This is a genomic window from Paenibacillus sp. FSL R5-192 (genome assembly GCF_000517845.1).
In the GTDB taxonomy this organism is placed as follows: Bacteria; Bacillota; Bacilli; order Paenibacillales; family Paenibacillaceae; genus Paenibacillus; species Paenibacillus amylolyticus.
Map to the genome: position 1 here is coordinate 100,992 of NZ_ASPR01000015.1, position 18,114 is coordinate 119,105.

15 protein-coding genes are annotated in these 18,114 nt (G+C 41.6%); 10 read left to right on the top strand and 5 right to left on the bottom strand.

The window, feature by feature from the left end; translation table 11 throughout:
- Positions 1-128: 128 nt before the first annotated feature.
- Together C161_RS15380 and C161_RS15385 are read left to right on the top strand one after the other, a co-directional pair.
- Positions 129-1,016 (top strand): arginase family protein, encoded by an 888-nt coding sequence (locus tag C161_RS15380; RefSeq protein WP_036671243.1) that lies wholly within the window; start codon positions 129-131, stop codon positions 1,014-1,016.
- Positions 1,017-1,186: 170 nt separating this feature from the next.
- Complete coding sequence (locus C161_RS15385; RefSeq protein ID WP_036671534.1) at positions 1,187-2,038, top strand: arginase family protein; 852 nt, start codon at positions 1,187-1,189, stop codon at positions 2,036-2,038.
- Between the two features lie 386 nt (positions 2,039-2,424).
- On the opposite strand, the gene C161_RS15390 is transcribed toward C161_RS15385, so the two are convergent.
- Together C161_RS15390 and licT are read right to left on the bottom strand one after the other, a co-directional pair.
- Positions 2,425-4,308, bottom strand: coding sequence for a beta-glucoside-specific PTS transporter subunit IIABC (locus tag C161_RS15390; RefSeq protein ID WP_036671244.1), 1,884 nt, complete (start codon positions 4,306-4,308; stop codon positions 2,425-2,427).
- Between the two features lie 227 nt (positions 4,309-4,535).
- Positions 4,536-5,378 carry a BglG family transcription antiterminator LicT gene (licT, locus tag C161_RS15395; protein ID WP_036671246.1) on the bottom strand — a complete coding sequence of 281 codons (843 nt, stop codon included), beginning with the start codon at positions 5,376-5,378 and terminating at the stop codon, positions 4,536-4,538.
- A 272-nt stretch (positions 5,379-5,650) separates the two neighbouring features.
- Here licT and C161_RS15400 point away from each other — a divergent pair, with 272 nt between their 5' ends.
- The gene (locus tag C161_RS15400; RefSeq protein WP_036671251.1) at positions 5,651-6,973 is read left to right on the top strand and encodes a 6-phospho-beta-glucosidase; all 1,323 of its coding nucleotides are present in this window, start codon (positions 5,651-5,653) and stop codon (positions 6,971-6,973) included.
- Between the two features lie 150 nt (positions 6,974-7,123).
- Here C161_RS15400 and C161_RS15405 read toward each other — a convergent pair whose 3' ends face one another.
- Complete coding sequence (locus C161_RS15405; RefSeq protein WP_036671252.1) at positions 7,124-8,089, bottom strand: LacI family DNA-binding transcriptional regulator; 966 nt, start codon at positions 8,087-8,089, stop codon at positions 7,124-7,126.
- A gap of 216 nt (positions 8,090-8,305) precedes the next feature.
- On the opposite strand from C161_RS15405, the gene C161_RS15410 reads away from it, so the two are divergent.
- The 6 genes from C161_RS15410 (at position 8,306) to C161_RS15440 (ending at position 13,745) form a co-directional block, all read left to right on the top strand.
- Positions 8,306-8,698 carry an ArsR/SmtB family transcription factor gene (locus C161_RS15410; RefSeq protein WP_047843023.1) on the top strand — a complete coding sequence of 131 codons (393 nt, stop codon included), beginning with the start codon at positions 8,306-8,308 and terminating at the stop codon, positions 8,696-8,698.
- Positions 8,695-9,561 (top strand): aldo/keto reductase, encoded by an 867-nt coding sequence (locus C161_RS15415; RefSeq protein ID WP_036671256.1) that lies wholly within the window; start codon positions 8,695-8,697, stop codon positions 9,559-9,561. Before C161_RS15410 ends, C161_RS15415 begins: the two co-directional genes overlap by 4 nt.
- A gap of 830 nt (positions 9,562-10,391) precedes the next feature.
- On the top strand, positions 10,392-11,525 hold the full coding sequence (dnaN, locus tag C161_RS15425; protein ID WP_268745228.1) for a DNA polymerase III subunit beta: 1,134 nt from the start codon (positions 10,392-10,394) through the stop codon (positions 11,523-11,525).
- Positions 11,526-11,631: 106 nt separating this feature from the next.
- Positions 11,632-12,486: an AraC family transcriptional regulator gene (locus tag C161_RS15430; protein ID WP_036671261.1), complete on the top strand. Its 855-nt coding sequence runs from the start codon at positions 11,632-11,634 to the stop codon at positions 12,484-12,486.
- Between the two features lie 334 nt (positions 12,487-12,820).
- On the top strand, positions 12,821-13,249 hold the full coding sequence (gene fabZ / locus C161_RS15435; RefSeq protein WP_036671263.1) for a 3-hydroxyacyl-ACP dehydratase FabZ: 429 nt from the start codon (positions 12,821-12,823) through the stop codon (positions 13,247-13,249).
- 49 nt (positions 13,250-13,298) lie between these two features.
- A complete protein-coding gene (locus tag C161_RS15440) occupies positions 13,299-13,745 on the top strand; it encodes a GNAT family N-acetyltransferase (RefSeq protein ID WP_036671265.1) in 447 nt (148 codons plus the stop codon).
- A gap of 103 nt (positions 13,746-13,848) precedes the next feature.
- Here C161_RS15440 and C161_RS15445 read toward each other — a convergent pair whose 3' ends face one another.
- The gene (locus C161_RS15445) at positions 13,849-15,198 is read right to left on the bottom strand and encodes a response regulator transcription factor (protein WP_036671267.1); all 1,350 of its coding nucleotides are present in this window, start codon (positions 15,196-15,198) and stop codon (positions 13,849-13,851) included.
- On the bottom strand, positions 15,198-16,907 hold the full coding sequence (locus C161_RS15450) for a sensor histidine kinase (RefSeq protein WP_036671270.1): 1,710 nt from the start codon (positions 16,905-16,907) through the stop codon (positions 15,198-15,200). The genes C161_RS15445 and C161_RS15450 overlap by 1 nt, the downstream gene beginning before the upstream one ends.
- 155 nt (positions 16,908-17,062) lie before the next feature.
- Between C161_RS15450 and C161_RS15455 the strand changes: the two genes are divergently transcribed.
- Complete coding sequence (locus C161_RS15455) at positions 17,063-18,109, top strand: ABC transporter permease (protein ID WP_235193826.1); 1,047 nt, start codon at positions 17,063-17,065, stop codon at positions 18,107-18,109.
- Positions 18,110-18,114: the final 5 nt, after the last annotated feature.

An 18,114-nucleotide genomic window follows, 5' to 3' on the forward strand; every position in this document is an offset into this window, starting at 1 on the left:
CGTCTGTGGAATTCATCTATAAGTTACACACTATCTTTTTGGAAAGTACCTATCATAAAAGTGCGTACTATTCATAATATCTGACTCATGTATACTAAATTGTACCTCGATGTAAAGGAGAAAAGATCATGAAAAGCAAAGAAAATTCGACAACGTTGCGTATGTTAATGCCTCAATGGCAAGGGGGAGATAATCCTAATTACTCCTTTGGAGCTGAGCTTCTTGAATGGCTAGCTCCAGAGAATAACAAGCATATAACCGTTAAAGTACCTGTTTCAATGAGCGATGATACCCCCTTGGAAAAAGAGGAAGGTATTATAGGTGATATTGTGGGAAAAGAGCAATTATTAAATCAACTTGATGCGGCAAATCATTTAATCAAAGCATATCAACCAGACCGAATTGTCATGTTTGGAGGAGACTGTTTAGTCGAGCAAGCCCCATTCGCTTATTTAAACGAACGTTACAGTGGTGAGTTGGGATTACTTTGGATTGATGCGCATCCTGATATAACAACACCAAAAGAATACTACAATGGTCATACTTATGTATTGGGTAATCTATTAGGTGAGGGAGCTCCTGAATTCGCTGCTAAAGTAGATAAGCCTTTTCGTCCAGAGAACGTAATGATCGCGGGAATAGATCAACCGACTGGCCAAGAATCGGAACTAATTTCAAGATTATCAATTAAATCAGCGTCCAGTTCTCAATTAAAAGAAAGTAGCAAAACTGTGCTGGATTGGATCGAAACGAATAGGATTAAATATTTGGTGATTCATTTGGATCTGGATGTTCTTGACCCGAAAATTTTCAGATCATTGCTCTTTGCAAATCCGTTATCAGACTTAGAGATTGATTTTCCTATGGGCAAAATGCAACTTTTTGAGGTAGCAAAATTGATCAATGAAGTTAGTGATGTCACTGATGTAGTTGGTCTCGGGATAACCGAACATCTTCCATGGGATGCAATAAACTTAAAACAACTACTTCAGAAAATGCCTATCCTTAACGATTAAGATACTAATGCTTCAAAAGTATGCGCTTAATGAAAGGGACCATCGATATTAAGGAACAGAAGCACTTTCTTCATATAGTTAGTCTCCTTAGTAGCATTCATAAGAACTACATCTGTATTAGATAGGAGAACAAACAAGTGACTGATAATAAAACTGTTAAAACGTTACGCATGCTAATGCCCCAGTGGCAGGGAGGAAACAAACCAAGTTATATTCTTGGAGCTGAGCTCCTAGCATGGTTAGCTCCAGAAAACAATAATCATACGACAGTTAAAGTACCTGTATCCTATAGTGAAGATATGACTCTCCACACAGAGGAAGGTATTTTAGGAGGAATCGTAGGTAAGAACCAATTGTTGAATCAACTGGATGCAGCAACTCATTTAATTGAAGCTTATAAACCCGATCGAATTGTTATGTTTGGCGGGGATTGTTTGGTTGAACAAGCGCCATTCGCCTATTTAAATGAGCGTTATAATAGTGAAGTTGGACTATTATGGATCGATGCACATCCTGACGTGGCAACCCCAGAGGTGACGCCCAACGGGCATGCTCATATATTAGGAAATCTGTTAGGTGAGGGAGCGCCAGAATTTTCTCAAAAGGTTAAAAAGCCTTTCTTACCGAAGAACGTTATGTTAGCGGGACTTGTTCAAACAACTGAACATGAATCGGAACTTATTTCTAGGTTATCTATTAGTTCAGCAACTAGCGCCGAATTAAAGGATAATAATAAACCAATATTGGACTGGATTTCAGAAAATCAAATCAAATACGTAGTAATTCATTTGGATTTGGATGTACTTGATCCGAAGATTTTCAGGTCAGTGTCATTTGCTAAGCCGCTGTCTGACAAAATTCATACTCGTATGGGTACGATGCAACTTACAGAGCTGATAACTTTAATACAAGAAGTTAGCTTGTTAACTACGGTTGTTGGACTAGGTATCACAGAACATCTTCCATGGGATGCTATAAACTTAAAAAATTTACTTAAGGATATGCCAATTCTAAAAAACTAAAAGAGAGTTTTTGAAAATTGGTAGATGTACTGATGATTATATATACTTGAGCAATTTTAGCTAATCGCTCATATAGATTAGAAATGTAAAAATCACAACAAAACTGCTTCGTCTTCATGAAACAAGGCGTTTGGTATTATCTAGTTAAGCGTGGAGTCAGAGATGCCTACTGGTCCAAGAGTTTCATCCGACATCGTGATTGGCAAACCGAAAACTTCCATGGGAATTTACAATTGTAGCTGATAAATAAACGGAAAGTGCTATCCAGAGAAAAACCACTCCTTTGCCGGAGTGGCTTCTTTGGATCATACGGAATAAGTGAATTAGTAGACAGTTATATAACCCGAAAATAGTTCGATTACCGACAGGTAATCCATCTCCAATCGTTAGACTACCGCCGACATTAGATAATCGCCTTGCTTCACTTCCTGTTCGGTAGTTTTTAACACGTCCAAGTAGTTGGCAGAGTTGGTAACGATGACTGAGGTGGCAGTGATGTAACCCGCTGTCCGGATTTGCTCCGCGTCAAACTCTACAAGCAGTTGCCCGCAAGAAACCCGATCGCCCTCTTTAACTTTTTTCTCAAAAAATTGTCCTTTTAGCTTTACCGTATTCACTCCAATATGGATCAGAATCTCCATGCCACTGTCCGTGGTCAGACCGAGCGCATGACCGGTAGGGAATACGGTGGTTACGACACCATTGATTGGCGATACCAAAATTCCAACAGTGGGTTCAATGACAAGCCCTTGTCCCATGGCACCTGAAGAGAAGGCGGGATCAGGCAAATCTTCAAGTAGCTGAACACTGCCTTTCAGCGGACTCACAATGATTTCCTTGTTTAACCGAGATTCACTTGGCTCAATCGCTTGTTTTTCCTGTCCAGAAGTTTCAATCTGCGGCTCCTCAACAGTAGCCTCAAGATCCTTGAATCCAAGCAGCAACGTGAGTAGAAAAGCCAGGACAAAAGATACGGAAACACCGATCACAACCGAGGCGAACCCCGTTGTTACGTAAGTAGGAAAAGCGAGCAGGCTGGGAAGTGAGTAAGCGACTGCCCGACCACCCCCGACTCCGATAATTGCGCCCCCGATCGCTGCGGAAATACATGCGTAAATGAACGGTTTTTTCAATCGTAAAGTAACTCCGTAAATGCCTGGTTCCGTAATTCCGAAAATCGCAGTAATCGTAGCAGATCCGGAAAGGGTTTTAAGCTGTGAATTGCGGGTTTTCAGCATAACGGCGAGCAAAGCACCGGCTTGAGCCAGCACGGCTGCGGTCAACATCGGGCGCATTAAATCATAGCCTATTGTCGCCAGATTATTAAGTGTAATTGGAAGGAAAGCCCAGTGAAGTCCAAAGATAACAATGACCTGCCAGAAACCACCAGTGACTGCTCCTGCCAACATTGGGCTGAATTGCATGAGTGAGGTAAAACCGCTAGCTAACCCCTGACTAACACTGTTGCCGATCGGTCCAAAAGCAAGAATGGTAAGCGGGACGACAATTAGAAGCGACAGCATCGGCACAAGAATATTGCGGATAGACTGGTGAATAATCGAGTTGAACCATTTTTCTATATGAGATTGAACCCACACCGCCAGAAGGATTGGAAACACGGTGGAAGTGTACATCACAAGCACAATGGGGATGCCTAAGAAATCATAAGTTTGACCGCTATTAAACGCAGCGGAAATGGTCGGAAAGACCAGGGCTCCTGCAATAGCCAAGGATACGTTCATATTAGCTTTGAATTTCCTTGCGGCAGTAACTGCCAAAAATATGGGCAAAAAGGTGAATACACTGCTTGATGCCGCGTTTAAAATTAGATAAGTTCCTGAGGTGTCATCTAGCCAGCCGAGCGCCACAGACAAAACAACCAGACCTTTGAGTAATCCAGCTCCAGCTAGCGCACTGAGCAGCGGGGAAAAAACACTGGAAATAAGATCTACGGTTTTTCCGAATATTCCTGTTTTTTCTGCATTCTCTTTAGTATCCGTTTTGCTGCCGCCATCTTGAAGGTTGGTGTGCTCCATGATTCCTTCATAAACTTTGGACACGTTATTGCCGATGACGACTTGAAATTGACCGCCGCTTTTCACAACGGTGATGACTCCAGCTATATTTTTCAACGCCTGTTCATTCGCTTTTGTATGATCTTTCAGGGTGAATCTAAGCCTGGTTGCACAGTGATATACATCATTCACATTAGATTCACCGCCAACAAGTTCAATAACACGTATGGACAGTTCTTTGTCTTTATTACTCATAGCATATTGCCTCCTTCATGATGGGTAATTGATCTCAGGTTGTGAGCTGTTCGTTCCTGATGTGCCGGCTTACATCGTTTCACTTCCAAAAAGCAGCAAAACCTGAACTCGTGGCAAAATAAAAAGAAAAATCATTTTGCCATCAGTCCAGGTTTTGCCTGCTTTACCAGTCACAATCCTTTATCCTAATGTGTTGTATATGAAGTTTTAGCTTGAAAGAAATAGGGCTATAAAGTGCTTCGTTCAGTAAGCCGCTGGATATGAATGGTTAAGTAAACGAATTCATCTTTGTTTAAGGACTGTACATACGTTTTTTCTAAGTACTCGTTGATCTTGCAAGTGCAAGAAAAGGCTCTGACATAAGTCTTTTTCACCTGTTGATATAAAAAATCTTCGCCGCTTTGGTGAATCTCGTGGCGCAATAAGCGCATGGCGAAATATTGAAGGTGTGTTAAGAAACGCGAATAATTTAAGCTCGATTCATCAAGAACAGTGCCGTAATGGTACGTGACGATTTTCAAAATTTCGTTGACAATTTCAGTCATCTTTATCGTCAATTTCATTTCAGTGCCGTCAAGTCGGGCATTGACGACATGTAAGGCGATAAACCCAGCCTCATCTTCCCCGAGCGAAACTCCAATCATGTCGCTGATTAACTGCAGAGCATCCAATCCGATACTGAATTCCGTTTTATAGAAACGTTTAATTTCGAACAGCATGGCATTTTTAATCTCCATACCTTTGTTCTTACGTTGGATAGCAAAACTAATATGGTCGGTTAACGACAGATAAATATTGTCGCTGAGTTCAGTACCAAGGACATGGTTGGCGTGTTTTACGATTTCGTTCACAACTTCGAAATGAACGGCGGGTAATTCATGAATCAGTTCAGCCATTTTTACAGCAAAGGCATGCTCGGCTAAATGGAAGATTTTATCGATCTTGTGTTCATCGACCTCATCACCTGCACTCTTTTGGAAGGAGATGCCTTTACCCATAACGATGACTTCCTTCCCCTTTGTATTGCGGGTCAGCAGAAGGTTATTGTTTAATACTTTTTCAATAATCATGTGCATCGGCTCCTTGTTTTCTGCAATATGCATAAAAAAAACCTAAGATAGTTCAAACGCCGCCAATTGGTTAACGGCATTCAAACTTTCTTAGGTATTGCCCGAATCAACGGTCACAATCCTTATTTGAGGTAACTATAGCACAAGTAATAAAGCGGTTTCAAGTTACAAATTAATCCCATTTAATTCCACTAAAAAAGTTCTTGACATGTAATGCATTACACAAGATAGAGTCCAAATTGAGAACACAATAGAACAAGGAGGACTTCAAAATGAAAAAGGGATTAAAAATTGTGACGATTGGCGGCGGATCGAGTTACACCCCAGAATTGATCGAAGGTTTTATCAAACGGCATCATGAACTTCCAATACGTGAATTGTGGCTTGTGGATATCGAAGCAGGAAGAGAGAAACTTGAAATTGTAGGAGCCATGGCTAAACGGATGATAAAAGCGGCGGGAATCGACTGTGATATTCACTTGACGCTTAATCGAAGAGAAGCGTTGGCCGATGCCGATTTTGTCACCACCCAATTCCGGGTAGGTCTTTTGGATGCTCGCATTAAGGACGAAACGATTCCGATTAGCCATGGGATGATTGGTCAGGAAACCAACGGAGCAGGTGGGATGTTCAAAGCATTCCGTACCATTCCGGTTGTTCTTGGAATTGTTGAGGACATGAAGGAACTTTGCCCAGATGCTTGGTTAATCAATTTCACGAACCCTGCGGGAATGGTAACGGAAGCTGTGCTCCAATATGGTAAATGGGAGAAGGTCATTGGTTTGTGCAATGTTCCGATTATTTCCTCCAAGAATGAAGCTGCTGTTCTGGAAAAAAATGAAGATGAACTGTTCTTCAAATTTGCCGGTATTAATCACCTTCACTGGCACAAAATTTATGACCGAGATGGTAAAGAGCTAACTAAACAGGCCATCGAAAAGCTCTACGGTCCTGATGCCGAGCCAGAAAAAATGGTAGAAAATATAAAAAGCATGCGTTTCTTGTATGAGCAAATTCTCCAACTGGGTATGCTGCCTTGTCCTTATCACCGGTACTATTACATGACCGACAGCATGCTTGAAGAGGAAGTAGAAGCGGTCAATGGCGAAGGAACTCGCGGGCAGGTTGTGAAACGCCTGGAGGAAAGTTTGTTTGAACTTTATAAAGATCCTAACCTGAATTACAAGCCTAAGGAATTGGAAAAACGCGGAGGAGCTTATTACAGCGACGCAGCTTGTGAAGTTATTAATTCTGTATATAACAACAAGGGAACGCATATGGTAGTCAACACACAGAACCGCGGAGCAATTAGCGATCTACCATATAACAGTGCCATCGAAGTTACAAGTATCATTACAGCCCATGGTGCAGAGCCTGTTCACTTTGGCGCATTCCCGTCCGCACAAAAAGGGCTATTGCAGGTGATGAAGGCAATGGAGGAACTGACGATCGAAGCAGCGGTCACAGGAGATTATGCAACCGCTCTACAAGCATTCACACTTAATCCGCTCGTTACCAGCGGTGACATTGCTAAGGTAGTTTTAGATGAAATGTTGGAAGCGCATAAAGAACATCTTCCGCAATTTCACAAATAATTTATTTAGAGATTGAAGTCATTCAGGCCTGTCCCTCATATAGGGACAGGCCTGAATGTTGTTCGTTCATGAAGTTTAACGGGATGGAAGAGAAAAGAACTTATGATCTCAAATGGGCTCTTTTCTTCTTTTAAAAGGATGGATGTTGTTTTATGTAGATTTTCGTTCAATCAGTCTAAACTGAAGAGGATGAGGATTGGATGCCGAATTTTCCAGCATACTCATAATAATATTAAAGGCATTCTCTGCTTGTTTATCCACGGGGTAATGGATCGTAGTCAGATCCAGCAGGTGAGCGCTGTCTGTATTATCAAATCCCATGATTCCCACATCATCCGGAACCGAAAACCCCGAGCGTTGAATCTCCGTTAAAATACCTGCTGCTACCTCATCAGTCGAACAGGAAATGGCATCCGGCTTGTCCGTTTGTTCTATCCACCATCGCGCTATTTCCTCACCATCATGAATGGTGACTTTATTATGAAATTGCGGAAAGCCAGTGTTCTTCAACCCATGCTTCTGTACAAAATCCTCATAAGCTCTTATACGCTCCAAGGTATTCTGTCCTTTGGACGAATACACGTTCAAAATTTTACGATAACCTCTGGCATACAGATATTCGAGACCCAGCGTATAACCTTGATATTGGTCCATAAATACGGACGGTATGGTGTCGCTGGTAAGACGCTGCCATGTTACAATTGGCCCATATTTCGTATAGGATTCGATGATATCCCACTCAATCGTCCGTACCAGACAAAGAAGGGCATCCACCTGTTTACTGCGTAACATTTCAAGCGCTACAAGCTCCTTATCACGATCTCCGTCTGTCATAAAAAGCATAATGTTGAATCCGTATTTTTGGGATATCATGTGGAATGAACGGACAAGTGACATCAAAAGGGGATTGTAAGTAACACCCATAACACCGATGACTTTTGTCGCTCCATTTTTTAAGGACTTTGCATTTGAATTAGGGACATAATCCAATTGCTCAATGATGTTCAAGACTTTTTCTCTTGTTAAATCGCTTACATAAGGATGTCGATTAATTACCCTTGAAACGGTTGCTGTAGAAACGCCTGCAAGACGTGCAATCTCTTGAATATTTGCCATCTGATCCACCTCATCATTAAGGATAGCACGATTTTAATTGTTTACAAGGTAGAGGCCATCATCTCGATTTGTGATTAGGTAATCCTCTGGACATATATCCTTTGTCTTAAGACATGGGAAAAATAGGTTCTTGAATTTCTTTCCCGATGTACAGCCGAATCCGAGATTGTGATAGGCTGTATCTACAAAAGTATTACACATTCTAAATGGAAGGGGATGATTTACCTGGATCAGGAACTTGCGACCACGATTGCTATTGAATTTAAGAACAATCAGAAGGTGTTGAATGCGATCGGAGACGAGACCCGGCAAGCCATCCTCATAGCCTTGATTCAAGGGCCGCAAAAACCCGGCATGCGCGTAGGAGAGATCAGGATGAAAACTCATCTTTCCCGACCGACCGTATCACATCATCTGAAAATATTGAAAGAATCACAGATAATAAGTGTTCGTAAAGAAGGAACTCTCAACTATTACAGCCTTGACTCCGGTAGCAAGTTGAAATTGTTGAAAAACCTGGTGAACGAGATAGAAAAGTTGCTAACGCAATGTGAAGAACAAGCATCGGAACAACAATTAGAAAAAACGGGGAGGGGGAGTTGCGAATGAATCAGACAGTCGCAGCGGCAAACGGAGTGGACATTCCTCAACTCGGGTTCGGCCTATATAAGATCAAAGACGGGGGGAGCTTCGAGAGGACTGTCGAGGAGGCTATTCGAATGGGTTATCGCCATTTCGATACGGCCAAAATTTACGGTAATGAAGCGGCGCTAGGTCGGATCATCCAAAACAGCGGCATTCCCAGAGAGGAGTTCTTCATTACCTCCAAGGTATGGACGACAGACCTGGGGTACCGTGCGACGAAAAAGGCGTTCGAGAAGACTTGCCAGAAGCTGAATGTGACATATCTCGATATGTATTTGATTCATTTTGCCGGTCCTCAATACGTGAACGCCTGGAAGGCGATGGAAGAGTTATACGACGCAGGTAAAATCAAAGTTATAGGTGTAGCCAATTTCGAGATCCGGCATCTGGAGCATCTGAAGAAACATTCCCGGATTTCGCCGTTGGTAAATCAGATCGAGACCCATCCGGAATTTCCGCAACACGAATTGCATGATTATATGGTTCGGCATCGGATTCTGCATGAGGCTTGGGGACCGTTGGGGCAGGGAAGCAAAGAGCTGCTGGAGCATCCGAAGCTGGCGGAAATTGCCCTTTGCCACCAGAAATCGGTTGCGCAAGTCATTTTGCGCTGGCATTTGCAACGTGGAATTATTGTCATCCCCAAATCATCGAATCCTCAAAGGATAAAAGAGAACAATGAAATATTCGACTTTGAGTTGAGTGAGAAGGAAATGGAACAAATACGAGGGTTGGACACGGGTAAGAGATATTCCGTAAGTCCAAATGGCTACATGGTCAACCCGTTTTATATCAATTTGATGAAGTTATTTATTCGTTCTCATTGATGGATCATAATTCGATTTTGAACAACCGAATACTCAAATTTGGTGGTCGTTCCCCAAAAGCTTCTTTCTTCCCGAACATAAAGCAACACTTCGATTCCCGAAGTCCAGTTGAGTATATAAAAAAGGCGTCTATACGTAATTGTTTTATTGGGGCTGTCCTGTGAGTCATGAGCATGACCGGGTACAGCCCTTTGTCAGGGTTATATAGTTCTAACGGATCTAGCACACGCTATTTGCTCCCATTTGCATAGGTTTGAATTCTAACGAATCATAGAGATGTTGTTTCATCGAGTTGGTCCTTTTATATGATGTTTAGGCGGTTTACATTGGAATAAAGTTACTGAGGTTCGTTACATGCTGCATTCCTTAAGAGTCCGCCGCTTAGAGTGCGGTAGGTTCGTTAGCGCTTGAAGCGAAGGGGGAATCCTTTTTGAGGTAGTCCCATCTTTACATTTCATTCCTTGTTCTCAGTGTTCGATTTGAAAATATTGTAAATCTATATAGAGCTATGATAAGATGAGTATAGATCCATTTGAATGAGGTTACCTAAATCAAAATTCGGGAGTGTTATTATATTGAACAACAATAACATTAAAGTTGGTGTCTCTAATAAAGAAGGCCAGTTAGGTTTTGTCTTTTCGAGAGGTGGTCTGCGAGAAGGTTCCGGGAGAAAGAGTATAGGTGTGACTAAAAAAATATCTTTAACTCTAACAGAGGACATGTGGGGGAAAATCGAAAACCATTGCACAGAGTATAAACTTTCTCGTTCGGAGGCTATACGTAACATCATTGAGTCATTCTATACAAAATAATTTTTTTATTCGAGGTAGGTGAGGTCTTTGCTGGTAGAGATAACAAAAAATTCTCTTATGAATGCCATACAATATGTGATAAAGGCAGTAGCAGCAAATAGTTCAATACCTATTCTTCAAGGAATACATATTCAAGCAGGTGCAGATGGCGTTACTTTTACGGCAAGTAATACAAGTATGACGATACAGTCTATGATTGCTCAAGATGGTGTTTCTCTGACTGTAAAAAGAACAGGGGCTATTGTTATACCATCGCGTTATTTTCACGATATTATTCGTAAATTTAATGATGACAAAGTTATACTTGAAATTAAAGAGCCAATGATTCTTTCGATTGTATCCGGTCATTCTCAATTACGTTTATGCGGCATGGACCCTACAGAATTTCCTTCCATTGATGATGGAGAAGCGTTCCCTTCTACTAAACTACCCATTAATACTTCCTTACTTCGTTCGACCATTAAACAGCTAGCAATCGTAGCATCAACGTCCGAGACCAGCCCCATATTAACAGGAGTTTCTTTGGAATGCAGTAATGATTGTCTTAACTTAATTGCTACAGATGGAGTGCGGCTTGCATACCGCGCTTTGCATTTAGAAGATGCTACCCACAACAGTTTGAACGCTGTTATTCCAGCAAAAAATCTCTATGAATTATCGAAAATATTAAACAAAACAGATGACACAACTGAAATTGAAGTGAGTAATAATCGAGTTAAATTCGTGACAACTGGACTGAAAGTGGAGTCTGCTCTTATTGAAGGGACGTTCCCATCCATAAAGAATGTAATCCCTCAATCTTATTTGTGTGAAATCGCAGTTGATACAGCATGTTTGTTGAAAGCAGTTGAATGTGTAACTGTGATGGCTAGTGAACAAGTGATTAGATTAGTAGCTAATACAGACACATTAAAACTATTGTCCAAAACAGCCGATGTTGGAGATATTCAGAATGAAATTCCACTATTAGAGATGTGTGGGGAAGAATTTGTGGTATCACTAAATGGAAAGTTTTTTATCGATATACTTCGCTATATGGATTGCGCTAGCGTCCTATTAAGATACGCCGGGAAAACAAGTCCCATCGTCGTACTTCCAGATGATTCGCTCATGTCAACTCTGTTTTTGATTACTCCAGTGATGACCCGGTGAACCGTATCATAAATAACGGCAAGTTTTTTACTGACTTTTTCGTGCAGAAATTGCAAGGTATTCATTATTTATTTCCCATAAAATTACCTTGAAGGGAGGGAGTACGATGGATTGGTTGGTCAGGATGAATAGTGCCATGGAATATATCGAAACAAATTTAGCGGACACTATTTCATATGATGAAATAGCACATAGAGCCTGTTGCTCTACCTATCATTTTCAAAGAATGTTTCCATTTATTACTGGCGTAACGTTATCGGAATACATTCGACGTCGACGGTTGACATTGGCGGCATTCGAACTGCAGACAACAGGCTCAAAGGTTATTGATGTAGCTATGAAATATGGATATGATTCGCCGGAGGCGTTTGCACGCGCCTTTAAGAATCTTCATGGTATTATGCCTATATCCGCGCGTGATACAGGCGTTTCTCTAAAAGCCTATCCTCGAATGTCCTTTCATATTTCAATAAAAGGGGATGTCGAAATGAATTACCGTATTGAGCAAAGAGATTCTTTTGAGATGTTTGGAGTATATGGAATTATAAATGCAGACCAGAAAACAGCGTTCTCTGAAGTTCCTCTATTCCGTATAAAATGTGATGATGATGGCAGCGTTGATATGATGAACGACTTACTGGGACGTTTTGGTGACACCATGTTACACGCCGCCCTTTATGATCACACTAAAGAATCTTTCAAATACATGATCTGTTATCATGTACCTAAGGGGCTTGAGATTCCGGAGAGATTCACAAAACTTGCTATCCCAACATTAACGTGGGCGGTCTTCCCGGAGCCGCAGTGTGATATGCAAAAACTATGGGAACGAATCTATTCTGAGTGGTTTCCGACATCTGAATACGAACAGGTTGAGGGCCCTACTTTCGAAATGTATTATGGAATGGCACGGCATGGGAATGGTTCAGGAGAAATCTGGATACCAGTGAAGAAAAAATAACCCTCTTATGCGAGCGAATTGCAGGCGTTAACGAAGATGAAAACTGAACAAATTTAGATTAATAAAGGGTCATCCCGACAAAGGATGGTCCTTTAACTTGCCATTACAGACTGCGCGGTGAACCGTATCACAAATGATGGCGAAAAAATCGTTGTTGGTAAAGTGGGAGAGTGCCGGTGAGTGTGTGATTTAAAGAATTAACATAGCCTCTATAGTGGGGAGCCTTTACCTAGATGTAGGGACCTCTGGGAAAGGGATCTAGTTACTAGGTCACGAATATTAAATATGACCCAAAATTTGCTTGAGACACTTTGAGCTAAGGAGGAGGCAATCCATGTTTGATATTGAAAGAATAAAAGAGGTAATTCCTCATAGATATCCATTTCTTTTGGTTGATAAAATCTTGGAAATTGATGAGGGTAAGAAAGCTGTCGGAATTAAAAATGTGACAATCAATGAGCCTCATTTCATTGGTCATTTTCCCGTCCATCCGGTAATGCCTGGAGTCGCGATTGTTGAAGCGCTGGCACAGGTCGGTGGTATCGTTATGTCTAAAAGAGGGAGTAATAATCATGAAATAGGTTTATTGACTGGTATTGATAATTGTCGATTCAAACGGCAAGTAAAACCTGGAGACCAACTTCTACTTACATTCGAGGTAACTCGCATCAAGGGACAGATCGTCAAAGGGAAAGGTTTCGCCACAGTAAACAATGAACTGGTTTGTGAATCTGAAATCATGTTTGCATTCAGTTCAATTTAGGATTCAAGTTCACGGGCACGCCTACATTTTTTATCTTGAGGGAGTTAGTATGGAGATTAAAATTCGAGAAATTATATCAGATGATTATGCTGAAGTTGTTCTTTTATGGAATGATGTACTTGAAATTCGTAATGTTAATGATGCAAACTTCCGAGTGACTATGGAAGAGATGAATAAGGCCGGGAATTACAAAACATTTGTCGCATTGATAGAAAATAATGTGGTCGGTTTTGTAACTATTGTACAGGCATTATCCGTAGGAGTTCCAATTGGTTATCTACATATTCAAGCTCTTGCTGTTAAAAGGGATCTGCAACATAGAGGATTAGGTACAAAACTACTAAGACAGACTGAAAATTATGCTAAAGAACTGGGAATATCAAGTATTATTTTATGTAGCGGAATGAAGCGAACCAACGCTCATGCTTTCTATGAACATAACGGCTATGACAGAGATTCATATTGTTTTGATAAGATGATCGACCTAACCCATTAATTGCACCAAAAAGACCCAACTCACACTTTAAACTGAAGAGTGGAAGTTGGGCTTTTTCGGTACTGCATTGGATATATCATTTATGTAACATATTCAACCGAAGTCATTGATGGATCATATTTCTGCGGTACTGGTAGGGCGTAACTCCGTATTCCACTTTGAACAACTGGATAAAATATTGATTTTTTCGGTAACCAACCATCTGTGCTATATCGGCTACACGGAGTTTCGAATCTTGCAGCAGTTGAGAAGCCTTCTCCAACCTTTTCTTGGAAATGTAGTTTGACACATTTTCCCCCGTCTCCTGTTTAAACAGTTTGGAAAAGTAGACGGGATGGAGATGTGCAACTTTCCCCAGTTCATCCAGGCTAAGGCCATGTGACAGATGGTCTTCGATATACGTTTGTACTTTGTCAACGATGGTTTGAATGGACATCTGTTTGTTGTTTCTAATCCGACTGACCCGATCCATGAGAGTTGAGGATAGTTCATCAGGATACCGTAACTGGTGAAATATCCACTCCACGGTTTCAGAGGGATCGCGATCCTTATCCGTCAGATATACATATAGAATGGTCTCCATGAGAAATATTATTTTTTGCTTTTGGATATGGATTTGATCATATTTTTTAATGATATTTCCCGCCGACTCCCAATCACCGCATGACGGAGAATGGTTGAATATGCCATTGAAGTCTTCTAAGTATACGTCCTCATTAAGAAAGAACCTGTAGAACATCTGCCGGGTCACGTTTCGGTCGGTCAATGAAAAGGGAGGAGACGCGACTGATTGCTCCAGTTTGATGGTCAGTTCTGCAGCAGCTTCTTCCGGAACAAGACCGAACAGTCCCGTTCCCGCATTCCAAACGAGACGATCCAATTTGTCTCCGACAGCGTGTTTTATAACATCCTCATGTTCCTGTGTAAAACCCTCCAGCTTGAAGCAGCACAAATGGCGTTCACCTAAAAATTCAGTATAAGCATCATATTGCTTCCTTAATGTCTCATTGTGACCAAGCAAGGAAAGCAGGTACTCCAATCCATCGAAGTTCTCCCATGCAACAGATTGAGCGGGCCGTGTCTTTGTAATATTGTTGATGGCTTTGGACATGGCTTTCTCCACATCATCTTTGTCGACAGGTTTGAGCAAGTAGTCGAGCGCACCTAAACGAATTCCTTGTTGCGCGTATTCGAACTCAGAGTAGCCGGAAAGGATGATCACTTTGGTTGGCAAGTTATGTTGATGGATATGTTGAAGCAGATCAATGCCGGAAACCTCAGGCATTCGGATGTCAGTGATCAGAATATCGATGTGGTTTTGAGTCAACATGTCTCGGGCTTCAATCGAATTGGTCATCGTCTCGATCTGATCAATGCCAAAGGTGTTCCAATCGAGCAAGTGTTTCATATATTCAACGACATAATGTCCGTCATCCACAATCAATAATCGCATTAGTTATCTCCTTTCACCTCGGGAATGCTGATGAGCAGCAGGACGGACAAGCCGCCCCAATCATTAGTAGTAAAATGTAACCCGCTACGTTCGCCGTACGTATTTTTCAGACGTTGATTTACATTCCAGAGCCCTACGCCTTTAATTCCTTCAGGCGGGGTATCACTCTCAAGCCGAGCCTCCAGGCTGTGGATATTATCGAGCGAAAGACCTTTTCCGTCATCGGAGACCTTGATCGTTATCGCAGTCTCTGTCTGTTTGACATCAATTGTTACCCGATGCGCACCTTGCTGTCCTTCAATTCCATGTTGAATCGCATTTTCCACCACTGGCTGGATGATCAACGGCATGAGGGGAAGCGAGGCCAGTTCTGGTGGCAGATCAATGCTGTACTCCATTTTTTTGCTGAGAGCCATAATAATCAGGAAATGTTCCGCAAACTGAAGCTCGCTTTCCAGCGTAACTTCATGCCGGTCCAACTTGGTTAAATAACGATAATATTCAGCCAGATGTTTGCTCATGCGCATGACAGAATCAGGTGAAAACTGAGCCACCGACATGATGAAAAACAAACTGTTGTACAAAAAATGAGGATTAATCTGAGCTTGAAGTTGTTGAAGTTCCGCACTTCGTCTTAGTTCCGTTTCGGTTTTCAAAGATACGAATAGATCCTGGATCTCGGTAACCATATGATTAAAACTTCTAAACAAGCTGTAAAACTCTCTATCCGTATTTTCGGTAATACGTGTATTGTGATTGCCTTGTTCGACCTGTGAAAACTTCCTTTCCAACAAACGAATATTACGGTAATAGTTCCGGTAAAACGTAAAGATTACAACCAAACCAAGCGTGAAAACGGCTAAAATGCTGGCAAAAAATACTTTACGGTTACGGTCAATCGGTTGCAGGAAATCATTCGTCTGTGTATATGTAATCAGGTAGGCGTCAATTGATTCAATATATCGGGAAAGAACATAGTAATCGTCCGAATTGGTATGATAATCATATTTTAAAGTGACCTCCGGCTGTGGAGAAAGCATATCAGTAACCGCTTTCAAGAGATCGTTATCAACTTCCTTTTCACTCCATAACTGCTGGGGGTTAAACCAAAAAAAAGCGTTTGAGCTGTCGTTGTTCACAGCCTTTTTCAGCAGATTTTTCAAATATTCGGTATTCAGCTTTACTCCAACTACGTACTGAGTTGGTTCGTTTTGTCCGGATTTTTGGATGTAAGGGTAGAGGGCAAAGTAATACAAGCTATTGCCGACAATTTGCCATCCCCGCTCATGAACATCCTTGAACGGAAGTCTCGCCTCCGGCGTACTGTTGGTGGACAGAAACGTTTCTTCAGACTTCCAGTAAATGCCGATCGATTCAATCGATCGACTGGATAGGAGCGTTTGCCGCAGGCGATCAACGATATCGTTTTTTTTCATTTGGGAATCGTAATTGCTCAGCTCGATAACATGCCTCTGATAAAATCGGACATCACTGTCAGCTGCATATTGAACTCCGTACATGTTAGCCTCGTATATAATCCCGTCCAGAATGCCTTTCACATAATCAAGCTGGTTTTTGGAAGCTCCAATCAGATTTTCTTCAAGTGTCTTGGAGCTTAATCGGTTCATCACGAAAAACAAACTTAACGTCAGCAGCAGAAAAAAAACAAAGAAATAGATGAATCGCTTCATATACATTTTTCTGATCATATGTGTTTCCTTTCATTTCGCTAAACGTAGAAGTTTAAACTCCAGATTGGATTAACTTTAATATAAGCCAAACCTTGTAAAAGCGGAAGGGCAGCATCAACGATAAATGAAAGCGGTTTTAAAATGCTTCAGGGCGGGGTGATGATCTTGAAATTTTGGCATTTTGGAGTGAAAGCGCTTTTGTTAAGCTTATCTTCAAGGATCGCTTTCGAAAAGCCATCATAGAGGAGGTATGCAACATTAACGAGATTGTGCCCGTCAGATCCGCTAAAAAAACAAAAACAAAGCTTTCCCAGCGGACTTCATTCAAAAAGGAAATTAAGAAAAGCTGGCCTTTGTACGTACTTTGTATTCCCGCATTTGTGTTTGTCTGCATCTTTTCTTATGGCCCGATGGTAGGTTTGCTCATGGCATTTCAGGACTACAAACCATGGCTGGGCATCACAGGTTCACGGTGGATCGGGTTAGATAATTTCGAACGAATTTTCCAGTACAAAGAAGCCACACAAGCGATTGTTAATACGTTAATTATCGCCGTTTCTAAAATTATCGTTGGCATTATCGTTCCAATCGTCATGGCTATTCTGCTGAGCGAGATCCGAAATATGGGCATTAAGAAAAGTGTTCAGACACTGGTGTATCTGCCGCATTTCTTGTCCTGGGTTACTGTGGCAGGGTTGATGATCGACATTCTCGGATTAGACGGAGGAATCAATCACATCTTGACACGTATTTTCGGGAACGATCCCATTTACTTCTTGGGTGATCCTGATCTGTTTCGATTCACGGTTGTGATCAGCGATGTGTGGAAGAGCTTTGGCTTTGGCATGATTGTTTATCTGGCGACCATTGCGGGAATTAATCCTTCTTATTACGAAGCGGCCGAGATCGATGGTGCCACACGCCGGCAGCAAATTCGATACGTCACCTTGCCTAGCATGTTGCCTATGATTATCGTCATTTCTACGCTGAGTCTGGGCAATATTCTGGACGCGGGCTTTGATCAGGTCTTCAATCTGTACAATCCGCTTGTCTACAGTACGGGAGATATCATTGACACCTATGTCTACCGTTCATCCTTGTTAAACGGGCAATACGGCTTCGGGACCGCTGTAGGACTGTTCAAATCGGGAATTAGCTTGATCTTGATCGTTGTCTCTTACAGGCTGGCCTATAAGTATGCCAATTACAAAATATTCTAACAAGG